Raw genomic sequence first — 15,554 nt, forward strand, 5'->3', positions numbered from 1 at the left:
GAGCCGCGAAGGCCGGTCGGACGGGCCTCAGGCCACCGCGGGCTGCTGCTGCCCCTGCCCCGGGGCCGACTGCCCCTGCGGGGCGTCGCCGCGGGCCTCGCGGCGGGCCATCACCACCAGGCCGACCGGGACCAGCGCGGCGAACAGCCACCACTGGATCGCGTACGCCATGTGCGGGCCGATGTCGGAGTGGTTGGGCTCGCCGAGCGGCACGGGGGTGCCGCCCGAACCGGCCAGCTCCAGGTAGCCGCCGAGGACCGTCGCGCCGCTCGCGTCGGCCTGCTGCGCGGTGTTGATCAGCTTGAACTGCCGCTCCGGCAGGCCGCCGCGGTCGCGGATCCCGCTGTTGGCGGTGGTCTCGTCCGCCCGCAGGCGCCCGGTGACGGTCACCTCGCCGCCCGGCGGCGCGGGCACCGACGGGTAGCTGGCGGCGTCCGCCGCCGACTCCACCCAGCCGCGGTTGACCAGCACCGACCCCTTGCCGTCGGCCAGCCGCAGCGGGGTGACCACGAAGTAGCCGATCGAGCTGCCGCCCGGCTCGGTGCGCCCGCGGACCACGAACTCGTGCCCGGTGTCGTAGGTGCCGGTCGCCGTCACCGTCCGCCAGGTCTGCCCGGTCGGCACGGACCAGCCGGGGGTGGAGAGGGTGTCGAAGGCGACCGGCGCGCTGCCCAGGTTCCGGCCGATCAGCTCGTTGCGCGCCACCCGGGACTCGTGCCGGTGGTACTGCCAGAAGCCCAGCCGGACCATGGTCGGGATCAGCAGCAGCGCGACGAGCGCGATGACCGCCCAGCGCGCGGACAGCAGAAATCGGTACACACCCGGCACGCTAGCCGCCCTTACAGGCGATCTACGCACCGGGGTGGGGCGCGACCTCGCGCAGCAGCTGCAGGAAGGCGTCCTCGCCTACCACCGGCGTGCCGTACTCGCGGGCCTTGCGTGCCTTGCCGCTCCAGCTGCCCGGCTCGTTGGTGACCAGCAGGCTGGTCAGCCGGGACACCGAACCCGCGATGTGCAGCCCGGCCTCGATCGCCCGGTCCTCCAGCAGCTCCCGGTCGGTCGCGGTGTCGCCGGTGATCGCCACCCGCATGCCCTGCATCAGCGGGTTGCCGTCCCGCCAGCGCCCGGGGTTCGGGAACGGGCAGGCGGGCCGCTTGCGGCTGGGCCGGTACGAGGACGACCAGGAGCCGCCGCGCGCCGGGGCCGCCGACGGCTCCTCGCCGAGGTCGGTGACGGCCACGCAGGTGGTCAGCGGCAGCGGGATGCCGCCGTCGCGGGCCAGGTGCAGGCTCGGGCGGAAGATCTCGGCCAGCACCCGGGCGTCGTCCAGCGCGTTGTGCGCCTGCCGCTGGTGGACACCGAAGTACGCGGCGAGCGAGGAGAGCTTGCCGTTGGGCAGCGGCAGCCCGAGGTCGCGGGCCAGCACCATGGTGCACAGCCGCTGCTCGACCGGGGCGCGCAGGCCGGCCCGGGAGAACTCGCGGGAGATCATGTTCCAGTCGAAGAGCGCGTTGTGGGCGACCATCACCCGGCCGCGCAGCCGCTCGGCCAGCTGGTCGGCGACCTCGGGGAAGGTGGGCGCGCCCTCCAGGGCCTCGCTGGTCAGACCGTGGATCCAGACCGGGCCCGGGTCCCGCTCCGGGTTGACCAGGGTGTACCAGTGGTCGGTGACCTCGCCGTCGGCGTCCAGCTGGTAGACGCCGGCCGAGATGACGCGGTCCGACCGGCCGAGACCGGTGGTCTCGACGTCGACCACGGCGAAGCCCTGACCGTCCGGGCCGTCGTCGGCGGGGCGCTGCGCCGGGAACGGCGTGGACTGGAACGGGTGCATGGCCAACCACTCTAAGGGCGATCAACGACAGCACCTGCCCCGAATCCCGCCGCGGTGGCGTGCGCCACACCCCGGAATAGAGTGGGCAGTGGAGTGGTCGTACACCTGGGCGACGTGAAGTCGGCCCCATTCGAACGCCCGTCACCACCCCGACGGCACCGAACCACACAGAGGACGTCACCATGCGCGCCACCGTGATCCACGGCCCCCAGGACATCAGGATCGAGGAGGTGCCCGACCCGCGGATCCAGTACCCGACCGACGCGGTGGTGCGGGTGGTCAACGCCTGCATCTGCGGCAGCGACCTGTGGGCGTACCGGGGTGTGGCCTCCCGCGAGGCGGGCCAGCGGATCGGGCACGAGTTCCTCGGGGTGGTCGAGCAGGTCGGCTCCGAGGTGCGCGGCTTCAAGGCCGGCGACTTCGTGGTGGCGCCCTTCGTCTGGTCGGACGGCACCTGCGACTTCTGCCGCGAGGGCCTGCAGACCTCCTGCCCGCACGGCGGCTTCTGGGGCCAGGTCGGCTCCGACGGCGGCCAGGGCGAGGCGGTCCGGGTGCCGTTCGCGGACGGCACGCTGGTGCAGCTGCCCAAGGACGCGCAGGGCGACGAGAAGCTGCTGCCCGGCCTGCTGGCGCTCTCCGACGTGATGGCCACCGGGCACCACGCCGCCGTCTCGGCCGGCGTGACCCCCGGTGCCACCGTCGCCGTGGTCGGCGACGGCGCGGTCGGCCTGTGCGGCGTGCTCGCCGCGCACCGGCTCGGCGCCGGCCGGATCATCGCGCTCGGCCGGCACGCGGTCCGCACCGACATCGCCCGCAAGTTCGGCGCCACCGACGTGGTCGCCGAGCGCGGCGAGGAGGCGATCGAGAAGGTCAAGGAGCTGACCGGCGGTCAGGGCGCGCACGCCGTGCTGGAGGCGGTCGGCACCGAGGAATCGATGCGCACCGCGATCTCGATCACCCGCGACGGCGGCGCGGTCGGCTACGTCGGCGTCCCGCACGGCGGCAGCGCCGGCGTGGACATCGGCCAGATGTTCGGCCGCAACGTCCAGCTGCGCGGCGGCGTCGCCCCGGCCCGCGCGTACATCCCGGAGCTGCTGCCGGACGTGCTCTCCGGCGCCATCGACCCCGGCCTGGTGTTCGACCGCACCGTCGCGCTCGACGGGGTGCCCGAGGGCTACCGGGCGATGGACAACCGCTCCGCGCTGAAGGTGCGGATCACCTTCTGACGACCGGTCAACCGGGCGGTACCGCTTCGGCGGTGCCGCCCGTTGGCATGTTCTGACGGATTTTCGGCCCGATCGTGCGCGGAGCCTTTCGGCGGCGGCTCTGTGGATCTAGCATGCAGCCGCAACTGACTGTGACGCCCCTCACGTCCGCTCGTTCCACCCGTAGCACCGAAGACGTCAGGAGACACCGCGTGGACAGCCCGCCCGAGACCGACTCCGTACCGATCCAACGCATCGAGGAGACAACCGAGTTCCAGCAGCTGCGCAGCTCCTTCCGGGGCTTCGCCTTCCCGGTCACCGCAGGGTTCCTGCTCTGGTACCTGCTGTACGTGCTGCTCTCCAGCTACGCGCCCGGCTTCATGGCGACCAAGGTCTTCGGGCACGTCAACGTGGCGCTGGTGCTCGGCCTGCTGCAGTTCGCCTCCACCTTCGCCATCGCCGCCTGGTACGCGCGCTTCGCGGACCGCCGGCTCGACCCGCCGGCCGCCGACATTCGCGAGCGCTTCTCCGGCGAGACCGTCGTCAGCCCCCGGGAGGCCGCCGAATGACCGCCACCACGCTGCTCGCCACCTCGGCGAGCGACCACCGCGGGCTGACCCTCACGCTGTTCGGCGTGTTCGTGCTCGCCACCCTCGGCATCACCATCTGGGCCGGCCGGCAGACCAAGGACGCCGCCGACTTCTACGCCGGCGGCCGCGGCTTCACCGGCTTCCAGAACGGCCTGGCGATCTCCGGCGACTACATGTCCGCCGCGTCCTTCCTCGGCATCGCCGGCGCCATCGCGCTGTTCGGCTACGACGGCTTCCTGTACTCGATCGGCTTCCTGGTCGCCTGGCTGGTCGCGCTGCTGCTGATCGCCGAGCCGCTGCGCAACTCCGGCCGCTACACCATGGCCGACGTGCTGGCCTTCCGGATGCGCCAGCGCCCGGTCCGCACCGCCGCCGGCGTCTCCACCATCGTGGTGTCGATCTTCTACCTGCTGGCCCAGATGGTCGGCGCCGGCTCGCTGGTCGCCCTGCTGCTGGGTGTCAGCGGCGAGGGCGCCAAGCGCTGGACCATCGTCGCGGTCGGCGCGCTGATGGTGATCTACGTGGCCATCGGCGGGATGAAGGGCACCACCTGGGTGCAGATCGTCAAGGCGGTGCTGCTGATCGCCGGCACCGCGCTGATGACCGTCCTGGTGCTGGCCAAGTACAACTTCAACATCTCCAGCCTGCTCGGCGCCGCCGCCAGCGCCAGCGGCAAGGGCTCCGCGTTCCTCGAACCCGGCCTCAAGTACGGCCTCACCGGCACCACCAAGCTGGACTTCATCAGCCTCGCCGTCGCCCTGGTGCTCGGCACCGCCGGCCTGCCGCACATCCTGGTCCGCTTCTACACCGTGCCCACCGCCAAGGCGGCCCGGAAGTCGGTGCTCTGGGCGATCGGCATCATCGGCGGCTTCTACCTGATGACCCTGGCGCTCGGCTTCGGCGCCGCCGCCCTGGTCGGCCCGAAGACCATCAAGGCGTCCAACGCGGCCGGCAACACCGCGGCCCCGCTGCTCGCCGAGCAGCTCGGCGGCGGCGCGGGCTCGACCGGCGGCGCCGTGCTGCTCGCGGTGATCTCCGCGGTCGCCTTCGCCACCATCCTCGCCGTGGTCGCCGGACTCACCCTGGCGTCCTCCGCCTCCTTCGCCCACGACCTCTACGCCAACGTGATCCGGCGCGGCAAGGCCACCGAGAAGGAGGAGGTGGCCAGCGCCAAGCTGGCCGCAGTCGGGATCGGCGCGATCGCCATCGTGCTGTCGCTCTTCGCCGACAAGCTGAACGCCGCCGCCCTGGTCGCGCTGGCCTTCGCGGTCGCCGCCTCGGCCAACCTGCCGACCCTGCTGTACTCGCTGTTCTGGAAGCGCTTCAACACCACCGGCGCGGTCAGCTCGGTCTACGCCGGCCTGATCACCTCGGTCGCCCTGGTGTTCTTCTCCACGGTGGTCTCCGGCAAGGCCACCTCGCTCTTCCCGCACAGCGACTTCCACTGGTTCCCGCTGGAGAACCCCGGCCTGGTCTCCATCCCGGTCGGCTTCCTGGCGGGCTGGATCGGCACCCTGCTGTCCAAGGAGAAGGCCGACCCGGCGAAGTACGCTGAACTGGAGGTCCGCTCGCTGACCGGGCTGGGCGCCCACTGAACGGACGGAGCGCGGGGGCTGTCGCAGTGCCCCGCTAAGCTGGCCCGGCCCGCGATCCGCGTGGCCGGGCCAGTCTGTCGTCGGGAGCAGGGAGCGCCGGATGCTGTTGGACACCTTCGGCCGGCGCGCCGTCGACCTGCGGGTCTCCCTCACCGACCGCTGCAACCTCCGGTGCACCTACTGCATGCCGGAGGAGGGCCTGCAGTGGCTGGCCAAGCCCGACCTGCTCACCGACGAGGAGATCGTCCGGCTGGTCTCGATCGCCGTCCGCGACCTGGGCGTGCGGGAGGTCCGCTTCACCGGCGGCGAGCCGCTGCTGCGGCCCGGGCTGGTCGGCATCGTCGACGCCTGCGCCCGGCTGGAGCCCCGCCCCGAGCTCTCGCTGACCAGCAACGGCATCGGGCTCTCGAAGACCGCCGCCGCCCTGAAGACCGCCGGGCTCGACCGGGTCAACGTCTCGCTGGACACCCTGGACGCGGAGACCTTCTTCACCCTCACCCGGCGCCGCCGCCACGAGGACGTGCTGGCCGGCTTGGCCGCCGCCGAGGCCGCCGGCCTCACCCCGGTGAAGCTGAACGCGGTGCTGATGCGCGGGGTCAACGAGCACGAGGCCGCCGACCTGCTGGAGTGGTGCCTGGAGCACGGGTACGAGCTGCGCTTCATCGAGCAGATGCCGCTGGACGCCCAGCACGGGTGGGACCGCTCCAGCATGGTCACCGCCGAGGAGATCCTCGCCCTGCTCGGCGAGCGGTTCGCGCTGACGCCCGAGGCCACGGCGGCGCGGGGCGCGGCGCCGGCCGAGCGCTGGCTGGTTGACGGCGGCCCGGCCCGGGTCGGCGTGATCGCCTCGGTCACCCGGCCGTTCTGCCGGGCCTGCGACCGGACCAGGCTCACCGCCGACGGCCAGGTCCGCGACTGCCTGTTCGCCACCACCGAGACCGACCTGCGTGGCCCGCTGCGGGACGGCGCGAGCGACGCCGAGGTCGGCGAGCTGTGGCGCAAGGCGATGTGGGGCAAGAAGGCCGGCGCCGGGATCGACAACCCCGAGTTCCACCAGCCGGACCGGCCGATGTCCGCGATCGGCGGCTAGCTCACCCCTCGAAGCCGTCCAGCGGGACGGTCTCCTTGAGGAAGCCGCGTACACCGAGGAACTGGCCGAGGCTCTCGCGGTGCTCCTCGCAGGCGAGCCAGGTCTTGCGCCGGTCCGGGGTGTGCAGCTTCGGGTTGTTCCAGACCAGGACCCACTGCGCGGGCTGCCGGCAGCCCTTCGCCGAGCAGACCGGGGGTCCTTCCGGGCCGTCCGCCGGGCCGAAGAGGGGGAGCGAGGGGATGTCCATGCGAGTGATCATATTCCGGGCATGACGACGCCGGGCAGCCACGGGGGGAGCTGCCCGGCGTCGGTCTGTCGCTCCGACGGGGGATGCGGAGCGCTAAGGAAGTATGGCACGCCGCGAGGGCCGTGCGGGCGCCGCTTTCATGATTAATTTGAGCTAGGTTTGAGGTTTCCGCTCGCCATATGCCCACACAACCGGACATACCGCGCAGCGCTCTTGAGGGTCGCTCAGTCCGAGGTCGAGTTCTCGGGCGCCGCCCCGCGCCCCCCGGTGCCGCCCGGACCCAGCATCAGCGGGGTCTCCGGGGAGATCGCGAAGGTGCTCGGCAGGCCCGGCGCCCTCTCCCGGCCGGCGTTGGCGATCAGCACCGCGAAGTACGGCAGCAGCGCGCCGCCGATCAGCGCGGCCACCGCCAGGTAGCGCTGGACGTCCCACAGCACCACGGCCAGGATCACGCAGACGGTGCGGATCAGCATCGAGATCACGTAGCGCCGCTGGCGCCCCCGGACGTCCTCGGTCAGGCTGCTGCGAGCCCCCGTGATCCGGTGCACCTCAGGGTCGCCGGTGCGCTTGCCCATGTCCTACCGCCCTCGTCCGTGTCCGCACCCGTCCACGGGATACGGCCTCCTCACGGTACGCCGCCTCACACCCGCCCGGAAGCAGGGGTGGGGCGCAGGTACTCCGGAGGGACGGCGTCGGTCAGCCACACGCCGTTGGCGCTCACCCGGAACTCGTGGCCGGCGGCGGCCATCGCGGCCGCGTCCACGATCAGTACCACCGGGCGGCCGTGCCGCGATCCCACCCGGACGGCGGTCTCCGTGTCGGCGGAGAGGTGCACGTCCTGCCGGCTCATCGGGCGCAGGCCCTCGTGGAGGATCGCGTCCAGGTAGCGGGTGGTGGTGCCGTGGTACAGCACGCCGGGCGGGGTGGTGGCCGGCAGCCCGAGGTCCACCTCGACGGTGTGCCCCTGGCTGGCCCGGATCGACCGGCCGTCCTCGGAGAAGGCGAACCGGCGCTTGTTGTTGGTCTCGACCACGTGGTCCAGCTGGGCCCGGGTCAGCGGGCGCCCCTGCCGGGCGAGCGCCGCGAGCAGGTCGTCCACCCCGACCCACCCGGCGGCGTCCAGGGCCAGGCCGACGGAACCGGGGTCGTGCCGCAGGATGCGGGAGAGGTTCTTGGAGGCACGGACGGTGCGTTTCTCATCCACGCCGAGCCACGATAGGGGCGCGGGGAGGATCCCCGCGCCCCATTTACCGCGCTACGAAGCCTGGCTGACCGAGCTCATGTTGAAGTCCGGGACGCGGACCGGCGGCATCGCCGCCCGGGTGAACCAGTCGCCCCACTCGCGCGGGAGGCAGCGCTCGGTGCGGCCCACCTCGGTGATCCGGCCGAGCAGGTCGACCGGCGACTCGTTGAACCGGAAGTTGTTGACCGCGCCGACCACCTCGCCGTTCTCGACCAGGTACACGCCGTCCCGGGTGAGACCGGTGAGCAGCAGCGTCGCCGGGTCGACCTCGCGGATGTACCAGAGGCAGGTGAGCAGCAGCCCGCGCTCGGTCCGCGCGATCATCTCCGCCAGCGTCGGGGCGTCGGGCGCGGTGGTCTCCAGCACCAGGTTGTCCACCGGCGGGGTGAGCGGCAGCCCGGCGAGCGTCGCGGAGTGCCGGGTGGTGAGCAGGTTGGCGAGCTCGCCCTCGCGGATCCAGTCGGTCGGGGTGAGCGGGTGCCCGTTGTCGAACACCGAGTCGTTCTCGCCCGAGGAGTGGGTGATCACGAACGGCGCGGCCTCCAGGCCGGGCTCGGCCGGGTCGGAGCGCAGCGTGAGCGGCAGCGGGCTGAGCCGCTCGCCGACCCGGGTGCCCCCGCCGGCCCTGGAGAAGACCGACCGGCCCTCCGCGGCGTCCCGGGCGCCGGACGACCAGCTGAGGTAGACCAGCAGGTCGGCGACGGCGGACGGGGGCAGCAGCGCCTCGTACCGGCCGGCCGGCAGGTCGATCCGCTTCTGGCCCCAGCCGAGCCGCTGGGTGAGCTGGGCGTGCAGGTCCGCGACGTCCACGTCGGTGAAGTCCCGGGTGGCGGCGCCGGCCCAGGCAGAACCGGTCAGGTCGGCGGTCTTGGCGTTGAGCTCGACCGTGCCGGTCGGCTGGTCGTGGCGCAGCCGCAGGCCGGTGGAGGTGCCGACGTAGCTGGAGGTGACCTCGTGCCGGGCGAAGCCGTACAGCAGCTCGCCGGCGGCGCGGGCACGGGCGAAGGCCTCGCCGAGGGCGGGCGCGAAGGCGGCGAACACCTCGATGGAGGTCTCGGCCGGCGGCTCGGTGAACCGCGGGTCGGCGGGCCGGCCCTCGATCAGCGGCTGGGCGTCCTCGGCGGGCTCGGCGCCGAGCGCGGCCTGCTCGGCCGCCCGGACCAGCGACTCCACCTCGTCCAGGGTCACCGCCTCGCGGGAGACCACGCCGGTGGCGGTGCCCTCGACCCGGTCGACGGTGGCGATCACGGTGAGCCGGCGGCTGCGGGTGACGCCGTTGGTGGTGAGCGCGTTGCCCGCCCAGCGCAGGTTGGCGGTGGACTCCTCGTCGGCGATCACCACGCAGCCGTCCGCCTGGGACAGCTCCAGCGCTCGCTCGACCAGCTCGTGGGGGTGCGTGGTGGACATCAGTGACCCGCCTCCTGCTGGGTGTTGAGCACGTTGACGTTCCGGAACAGCGCGGACGGGCAGCCGTGGCTGACCGCGGCGACCTGGCCCGGCTGGGCCTTGCCGCAGTTGAACGCGCCGCCCAGGACGTAGGTCTGCGGGCCGCCGACGGCGCTCATCGAGCCCCAGAAGTCGGTGGTGGTGGCCTGGTACGCGAAGTCCTTGACCTGGCCGGCCAGCTCGCCGCCGCGGATCGCGTACGCCCGCTGGCCGGTGAACTGGAAGTTGTAGCGCTGCATGTCGATCGACCAGGAGCGGTCGCCCACGATGTACAGGCCGTTCTCCACCTGGGAGACCAGCCCGGCGGTGTCGGGGCCGCCGGCCACCGGCTGGAGCGAGACGTTGGCCATCCGCTGCACCGGGACGTGCGCGGGGGAGTCGGCGAAGGCGCAGCCGTTGGAGCGGCCGAGGCCCTTCAGCTGCGCCATCCGGCGGTCCAGCTGGTAGCCGACCAGGACGCCGTCCTTGACCAGGTCCCAGGACTGGGTGGCCACGCCCTCGTCGTCGTAGCCGATGGTGGCCAGGCCGTGCTCGGCGGTGCGGTCGCCGGTGACGTGCATCAGCTCGGAGCCGTACTTCAGCGAGCCGAGCTTGTCGAAGGTGGCGAACGAGGTGCCCGCGTAGGCGGCCTCGTAGCCGAGCGCCCGGTCGAGCTCGGTGGCGTGGCCGATCGACTCGTGGATGGTCAGCCACAGGTTGGACGGGTCGATCACCAGGTCCAGCGGGCCGGCGGTGACCGAGGGGGCCTTCATCTTCTCGGCCAGCAGCTCGGGCAGCTCGGCGAGTTCGGCGTTCCAGTCCCAGCCGGTCCCCTGCAGGTACTCGAAGCCGCGGCCGGCCGGCGGGGCGATGGTGCGCATCGAGTCGAAGGCGCCGGACTTCTCGTCGACGGAGGTCGCCTCCAGCCACGGGTGCAGCCGGATCCGCTGCTGGGTGGTGACGGTGCCCGCGGTGTCCGCGTAGAACTTGTTCTCCTGCACGGTCAGCAGCGCGGCGGCGACGTGCGAGACGGCGTCGTGCGCCAGCAGCCGGCCGCTCCACTCGGCGAGCAGACCGGTCTTCTCCGCGTCCGGCACCTCGAACGGGTTGACCTCGTACGCCGACACCCAGGTGGCGTCCGCGTACACCGGCTCGGGCGCCAGCTCGACCGGATCGGCCGAACCCGCCGCGCGGCTGATCCCGCCGGACAGCCGGGCCACCGCCACGGCCTGCTCGGCGACCTTCGCGGCGGCGGCCGCGGTCAGGTCGACGCCGGCGGCGAAGCCCCAGGCGCCGTCCAGCAGCACCCGGACGGCGAAGCCCAGCTGCACCGAGTCCGAGGAGCCGGAGGGCCGGGCGTCGCGCAGCCGCCAGGACGCGGAGCGGACCCGCTCCAGGCGGAAGTCCGCGTGCGCGGCGCCGAGTTCACGCGCCCGGGTGAGGGCGGCGTCGGCCAGCGCGTGCAGCGGATAGGCGAGGAACTGTGGGTCGACGGCGGAGGGCGGCATCGGGCTCCCTGGGTCGGTGTCGGGCAGGAATCTCCGATCGCATCATTCCCGCCCAAGGGTTTCCGAGCCAGGGGATTTTCGGTACGGCGTGTCAGCCGAACGCCATCGAGTCCGAGACCGCGCTGTAGAGCTGCTGGTTGCCCGGCGCCGGGTCGCTGGTCTGCTTCTCCTGGTAGTTCAGGGTGAAAGTCACCGTCAGGTGCAGCACCCGGCCGCCGTGCACCATGTACTGCTCCATCGCCCGGTCGGCCGGCTTGTAGTCCAGGCAGGGGTAGGCGTCCTCGGCGCGGGTGGAGTACCGGTACTCGATCGCCGAGGCGCCCACCCCGCCGCCGTGCAGCACCGACTCGGGGCCGTGCACCACCGCGACGTGGAACATCTCCGGCACCGGCTTGTCGTTGCAGAAGGTGCCCACGCCGGCCTTCACCGCGTCCAGCCGGTCCTGCGCGTACTCCTGGGCCGACTTGGTCGCCTTCCCCTCGTCCTTGATCCGGATCTGCTTCCCGGCGTCGGGGCTGCGCCAGTTCGCCTCGTCGGCGCCCAGGCTCTCGGTCCAGCCGTTCGGGACCGCGATGCCCAGGCCCAGCGAACCCACCGAGTGGCTGCCGTACCCGGACGGCAGAGTGCCGCGCGCCGGCGGGGCGGAGTCCCGGCCGAACAGCAGCCAGCCGGCGGCCCCCGCCGCGACCAGCGCCACGGCCACCACCGCCGCCGCGACCAGCGCCACGGCCACCACCACCGCCGCGACCAGCCCCCGACGGCGGCGCAGCAGCGCCGCCAGGCGGCGGACCCGGGAGCGCAGTGCGGTCTCCGGGACGGTCCGCTCGGCGACCGGAGCCGGGCCGGAGTCGACCCGGTCGGACGGCGGGGGCAGGACGGCGGTCGAAGCCGGCGGGGCCGGCGGGACGGTCGCCTGCGTGGGCGTGAACACGGCCGGCTCCGGCGCCGCGGCGAACAGCTCGACCGCCTGCGCGGCGGTCGGCCGCCGCTCCGGGTCGCGCTCCAGCAGCGCCATGATCGGCCCGGCCAGCGCCCCGGCCCGGCGCGGTGGCGGCACCGGGTCCTCGACGATCGCCAGCAGGGTGCCGTGCACCGACGCCCGCCGGTACGGGTGCACCCCCTCCAGTGCCTCGTACAGCACCAGGCCGAGCGCCCACAGGTCGGCGGCGGCGGTCGGGCGCCGGCCGGAGGCCCGCTCGGGGGAGAGGTACGGCATCGAGCCGATCACCACGCCGGTGGCGGTCAGGTCGGTGGAACCCTCCACCTGGGCCACCCCGAAGTCGGTGAGCACCAGTTGGCCGGCGTGGGTGCGCATGATGTTGGCCGGCTTGACGTCCCGGTGCACCACCCCGGCCGCGTGCACCGCGGCCAGCGCCGAGGCGATCGTCCGGCCGATCTCCGCCGCCTCGGCCACGGTGACCGTGCCGGAGGCGAACCAGGACTCCAGGTCGTCGCCCTCGATCAGCTCCATCACCAGCCAGGGCAGGCCGCCGACGCCCTCCACGTCGTGCACCCGGACGACGTTCGGATGGTTCAGCCGGCCGGCGGCCTGCGCCTCGCGCTCCAGCCGCCGGCACAGCTCGTCCCTGGTCCGCTCATCGACGCCGGGCGGCATGACCGGCTCCTTCAGCGCGACCGGACGGCGCATCCGCTCGTCCGAGGCCCGCCAGACCGTGCCCATGCCGCCGCGGCCCAGCCGCGACTCCAACCGGTACCGGCCCGCGAGCAGCTCGCCGACGGCGGGCCGGGCCTCAGTAGATCCCCCGATGTCCTCCATGGCGCACCATCCTGACGGACGGACGGGTGCGCCGTCACCGCCTACCGGCGGTCCGTCAGGAGACGGTCTCCCACCAGCCGTCGAGCTCCGGCGGGCTGTCCACGTCCACCCGCTGGCCCGGGCGCGGCACGGCGAGCGGCACCGCCTGCTGCTTCGCCTCCGCGAGCAGCCGCTCGATCGGCTCCGCCCACGGGTGGATGCCCAGGTTGAAGGTGCACCAGTGGACCGGGATCATCAGCTCCGCGCGCAGGTCCTGGTGCGCCTGCACCGCGTCCTCCGGCGTCATGTGGATGTCCGCCCACGCCTCGTCGTACGCGCCGATCTGCACCAGCGCCGCGTCGAACGGGCCGTGCTGCTCGCCGATCCGGGCGTAGCCCTCGAAGTAGCCGGAGTCACCGGTGTAGAACACCTTCCGGGACGGCCCGGCGATCACCCAGGAGCCCCACAGCGTGGTGTTCCGGGTCAGGCCGCGGCCGGAGAAGTGGTGCGCGGAGGTCAGCGTCAGGGTGAGCTCGCCGAGCGTGCAGGTCTCGTCCCAGTCCAGCTCGATGATCCGGTGCTCCGGCACGCCCCAGCGGCGCAGGTGGCCGCCGATGCCCAGCGGCACCGCGAACGGCGCGGACTGCAGGTCCACCAGCCGCTTGACCGTCGCCATGTCCAGGTGGTCGTAGTGGTCGTGCGAGATCAGCACCGCGTCCACCGGCGGGAGTTCCTCCAGCTCCACCGGCATCGGGTGCAGCCGCTTCGGGCCCACCTGCGCGGCGGGGGAGCAGCGGTCGGACCAGATCGGGTCCAGCAGCACCCGGCTGCCCTCGACCTCCACCAGCGCCGACGCGTGGCCGTACCAGACCACCTCGACACCGGCGGCCGCCCGCTCCACCGGCTCCGGCCGGGCCAGCGGCACCGGGCCGCTCGGCACCCGGCCGGTCCGCTCGAACAGCATCCGGCGCACCGCGTCGGAGTCCGGCCGCTCGGCGCCCTTGCGGGCCAGCTCGGACGGCGCGTTGTGGAACACCCCGTCCCGGAACTGCGGCGAGTTGCGCACCCGCGGGTCCAGCGGGTCGGGCCGGCGCCCGAACGCCGCCGGCAGGTCGCGCAGCGACCACGCCACCGCCCCGGCGGCGGCCGCCGCCGCGGTCAGGGCGAGAAGTCGGGACCGTCGGCCAGGGTGTCGGTCGCTCATCCGGGCAACTCCACGTTCGCGTCGTCCTGGACGTCTCCAGGGGGCCGCCGGCTGGTTCCGGGAGCCCTCGGGCCAACGCCTGTGCGGCGCCGGGTGTTCCCGGCGATCACGGTCCGGGCGGTGGGTGCACGCATTGTCGGGATGCCACAGATCTCGGGCGGAGGGCCTGTCGGAGGCCACTGCGCCGGTCGTTCGGCACGACCGATAGCGTCACGGTGAAGACGCGTGCAAACAGGAGAGAGGTGGACCGTTGAGCCGCTCGGTTCTCGTCACCGGAGGCAACCGGGGCATCGGCCTCGCGATTGCCCAGGCCTTCGCCGAGAACGGTGACAAGGTCGCGATCACCAGCCGTTCGGGCGAGGTCCCGGCCGAACTGGCCAAGTACGAGGTGATCGCCGTCCGCGCCGACATCACCGACGCCGCGGCGGTCGATGCGGCCTTCACCGAGATCGAGGCCGCGCACGGCCCGGTCGAGGTCCTGGTGGCCAACGCGGGCATCACCAAGGACACGCTGCTGCTCCGGATGTCCGAGGAGGACTTCACGTCCGTCCTGGACACCAACCTGACCGGCACCTTCCGCGTGGTCAAGCGGGCGTCGGCGAAGATGCTGCGCGCCCGCAAGGGCCGTATCGTGCTGATCTCCTCGGTCGTCGGCCTCACCGGCTCCCCGGGCCAGGCCAACTACGCCGCCTCGAAGGCCGGCCTGGTCGGCTTCGCCCGTTCGCTGGCGCGCGAGCTCGGCTCGCGCAACATCACGATCAACGTGGTCGCCCCCGGCTTCGTGGACACCGACATGACCGCGGTGCTCACCGAGGAGCGCCGCAAGGAGATCGTGGCGGGCGTGCCGCTCGGCCGCTACGCCGCCCCCGCCGAGATCGCCTCGGCCGTGCGGTTCCTGTCCTCGGACGAGGCCGCGTACATCACCGGAGCCGTCATTCCCGTCGACGGCGGATTGGGCATGGGTCACTGAACATGAGCGGAATCCTCGAGGGCAAGCGCATCCTCATCACGGGTGTGCTGATGGAGTCCTCCATCGCCTTCCACACCGCGCGGCTGGCCCAGGAGCAGGGCGCCGAGATCATCCTCACCGCGTGGCCCCGCCCCAGCCTGACCGAGCGCGTCGCCAAGAAGCTCCCCAAGCCCGTGCAGGTCCTGGAGCTGGACGTCTCCAACGCGGAGCACCTGGAGGGCCTCGCCGACAAGGTCCGCGAGACCCTGCCGACCCTGGACGGCGTCGTCCACTCCATCGGCTTCGCCCCGCAGGACGCGCTCGGCGGCAACTTCATGAACACGCCGTGGGAGTCCGTGGCCACCGCCATGCACGTCTCCGCGTACTCGCTGAAGTCGCTCACCACGGCGCTGCTCCCGCTGATGCAGGACGGCGGCTCGGTCGTCGGCCTCACCTTCGACGCGCAGTTCGCCTGGCCGCAGTACGACTGGATGGGCCCGGCCAAGGCCGCGCTGGAGGCCACCAACCGCTACCTGGCGCGCTACCTGGGCGAGCGGGACATCCGCTGCAACCTGATCTCGGCAGGCCCGCTCGGCTCGATGGCCGCCAAGTCCATCCCGGGCTTCGGCGACCTGGCCGCCACCTGGGACGTCCGCTCCCCGCTCAAGTGGGACCTGACCGACCCGGAGCCGACCGCCCGCGGCGTCGTCGCCCTGCTGAGCGACTGGTTCCCGAAGACCACGGGCGAGATCGTCCACGTCGACGGCGGCCTGCACGCCATCGGCGCCTGATCGCCTTCCTGTGACGGGCCCGGGGGCCCGGGCCCCGCCGCGGGCCCGGGCCCCGGGCCCGCGGGGGTCTCCCCGCCGGCGCCGCGGGGGCGGGCGGGCGCGCCCGCGGGGCGGGGCGCG

15 protein-coding genes are annotated in these 15,554 nt (G+C 73.1%); 6 read left to right on the forward strand and 9 right to left on the reverse strand.

Going from position 1 to position 15,554, the window contains the following annotated elements; all coding sequences use genetic code 11:
* Positions 1-27: 27 nt before the first annotated feature.
* Positions 28-819 (reverse strand): SURF1 family protein, encoded by a 792-nt coding sequence (locus ACGFX4_RS22315; protein WP_393077089.1) that lies wholly within the window; start codon positions 817-819, stop codon positions 28-30.
* A 31-nt stretch (positions 820-850) separates the two neighbouring features.
* Complete coding sequence (locus tag ACGFX4_RS22320; RefSeq protein ID WP_393077092.1) at positions 851-1,831, reverse strand: DEDDh family exonuclease; 981 nt, start codon at positions 1,829-1,831, stop codon at positions 851-853.
* A gap of 182 nt (positions 1,832-2,013) precedes the next feature.
* Between ACGFX4_RS22320 and ACGFX4_RS22325 the strand changes: the two genes are divergently transcribed.
* The 4 genes from ACGFX4_RS22325 (at position 2,014) to moaA (ending at position 6,311) form a co-directional block, all read left to right on the forward strand.
* The gene (locus tag ACGFX4_RS22325; protein WP_393077094.1) at positions 2,014-3,057 is read left to right on the forward strand and encodes a zinc-dependent alcohol dehydrogenase family protein; all 1,044 of its coding nucleotides are present in this window, start codon (positions 2,014-2,016) and stop codon (positions 3,055-3,057) included.
* A gap of 191 nt (positions 3,058-3,248) precedes the next feature.
* A complete protein-coding gene (locus tag ACGFX4_RS22330; protein WP_393077096.1) occupies positions 3,249-3,605 on the forward strand; it encodes a DUF485 domain-containing protein in 357 nt (118 codons plus the stop codon).
* Positions 3,602-5,221, forward strand: a complete 1,620-nt coding sequence (locus ACGFX4_RS22335) for a cation acetate symporter (RefSeq protein WP_393077098.1) — start codon at positions 3,602-3,604, stop codon at positions 5,219-5,221. Before ACGFX4_RS22330 ends, ACGFX4_RS22335 begins: the two co-directional genes overlap by 4 nt.
* A gap of 100 nt (positions 5,222-5,321) precedes the next feature.
* On the forward strand, positions 5,322-6,311 hold the full coding sequence (gene moaA, locus ACGFX4_RS22340) for a GTP 3',8-cyclase MoaA (RefSeq protein WP_393077100.1): 990 nt from the start codon (positions 5,322-5,324) through the stop codon (positions 6,309-6,311).
* Between the two features lies 1 nt (position 6,312).
* Here the strand turns inward: moaA and ACGFX4_RS22345 are convergent, their stop codons facing one another.
* The 7 genes from ACGFX4_RS22345 to ACGFX4_RS22375 form a co-directional block, all read right to left on the reverse strand.
* Positions 6,313-6,558 carry a hypothetical protein gene (locus ACGFX4_RS22345; protein ID WP_393077102.1) on the reverse strand — a complete coding sequence of 82 codons (246 nt, stop codon included), beginning with the start codon at positions 6,556-6,558 and terminating at the stop codon, positions 6,313-6,315.
* Between the two features lie 224 nt (positions 6,559-6,782).
* Entirely contained in the window at positions 6,783-7,133 is a 351-nt protein-coding gene (locus tag ACGFX4_RS22350; RefSeq protein WP_393077105.1) for a DUF3099 domain-containing protein, read from the reverse strand.
* Between the two features lie 65 nt (positions 7,134-7,198).
* Positions 7,199-7,762 (reverse strand): RNA 2'-phosphotransferase, encoded by a 564-nt coding sequence (locus tag ACGFX4_RS22355; protein WP_393077107.1) that lies wholly within the window; start codon positions 7,760-7,762, stop codon positions 7,199-7,201.
* Positions 7,763-7,813: 51 nt separating this feature from the next.
* Entirely contained in the window at positions 7,814-9,208 is a 1,395-nt protein-coding gene (locus ACGFX4_RS22360) for a metallopeptidase TldD-related protein (RefSeq protein WP_393077110.1), read from the reverse strand.
* Entirely contained in the window at positions 9,208-10,734 is a 1,527-nt protein-coding gene (locus tag ACGFX4_RS22365; RefSeq protein ID WP_393077113.1) for a TldD/PmbA family protein, read from the reverse strand. Before ACGFX4_RS22365 ends, ACGFX4_RS22360 begins: the two co-directional genes overlap by 1 nt.
* Before the next feature lie 91 nt (positions 10,735-10,825).
* Entirely contained in the window at positions 10,826-12,511 is a 1,686-nt protein-coding gene (locus tag ACGFX4_RS22370) for a protein kinase (protein ID WP_393077116.1), read from the reverse strand.
* 55 nt (positions 12,512-12,566) lie between these two features.
* Positions 12,567-13,694, reverse strand: a complete 1,128-nt coding sequence (locus ACGFX4_RS22375) for an MBL fold metallo-hydrolase (protein ID WP_393077119.1) — start codon at positions 13,692-13,694, stop codon at positions 12,567-12,569.
* A gap of 250 nt (positions 13,695-13,944) precedes the next feature.
* Here ACGFX4_RS22375 and fabG point away from each other — a divergent pair, with 250 nt between their 5' ends.
* Together fabG and fabI are read left to right on the forward strand one after the other, a co-directional pair.
* Entirely contained in the window at positions 13,945-14,664 is a 720-nt protein-coding gene (gene fabG / locus ACGFX4_RS22380) for a 3-oxoacyl-[acyl-carrier-protein] reductase (RefSeq protein ID WP_393077122.1), read from the forward strand.
* 2 nt (positions 14,665-14,666) lie between these two features.
* The gene (gene fabI / locus ACGFX4_RS22385; RefSeq protein ID WP_345699548.1) at positions 14,667-15,434 is read left to right on the forward strand and encodes an enoyl-ACP reductase FabI; all 768 of its coding nucleotides are present in this window, start codon (positions 14,667-14,669) and stop codon (positions 15,432-15,434) included.
* Positions 15,435-15,554 lie beyond the last annotated feature (120 nt).

Origin of the sequence: Kitasatospora sp. NPDC048365 (assembly GCF_043200835.1) — a bacterium.
GTDB lineage: Bacteria > Actinomycetota > Actinomycetes > Streptomycetales > Streptomycetaceae > Kitasatospora > Kitasatospora terrestris.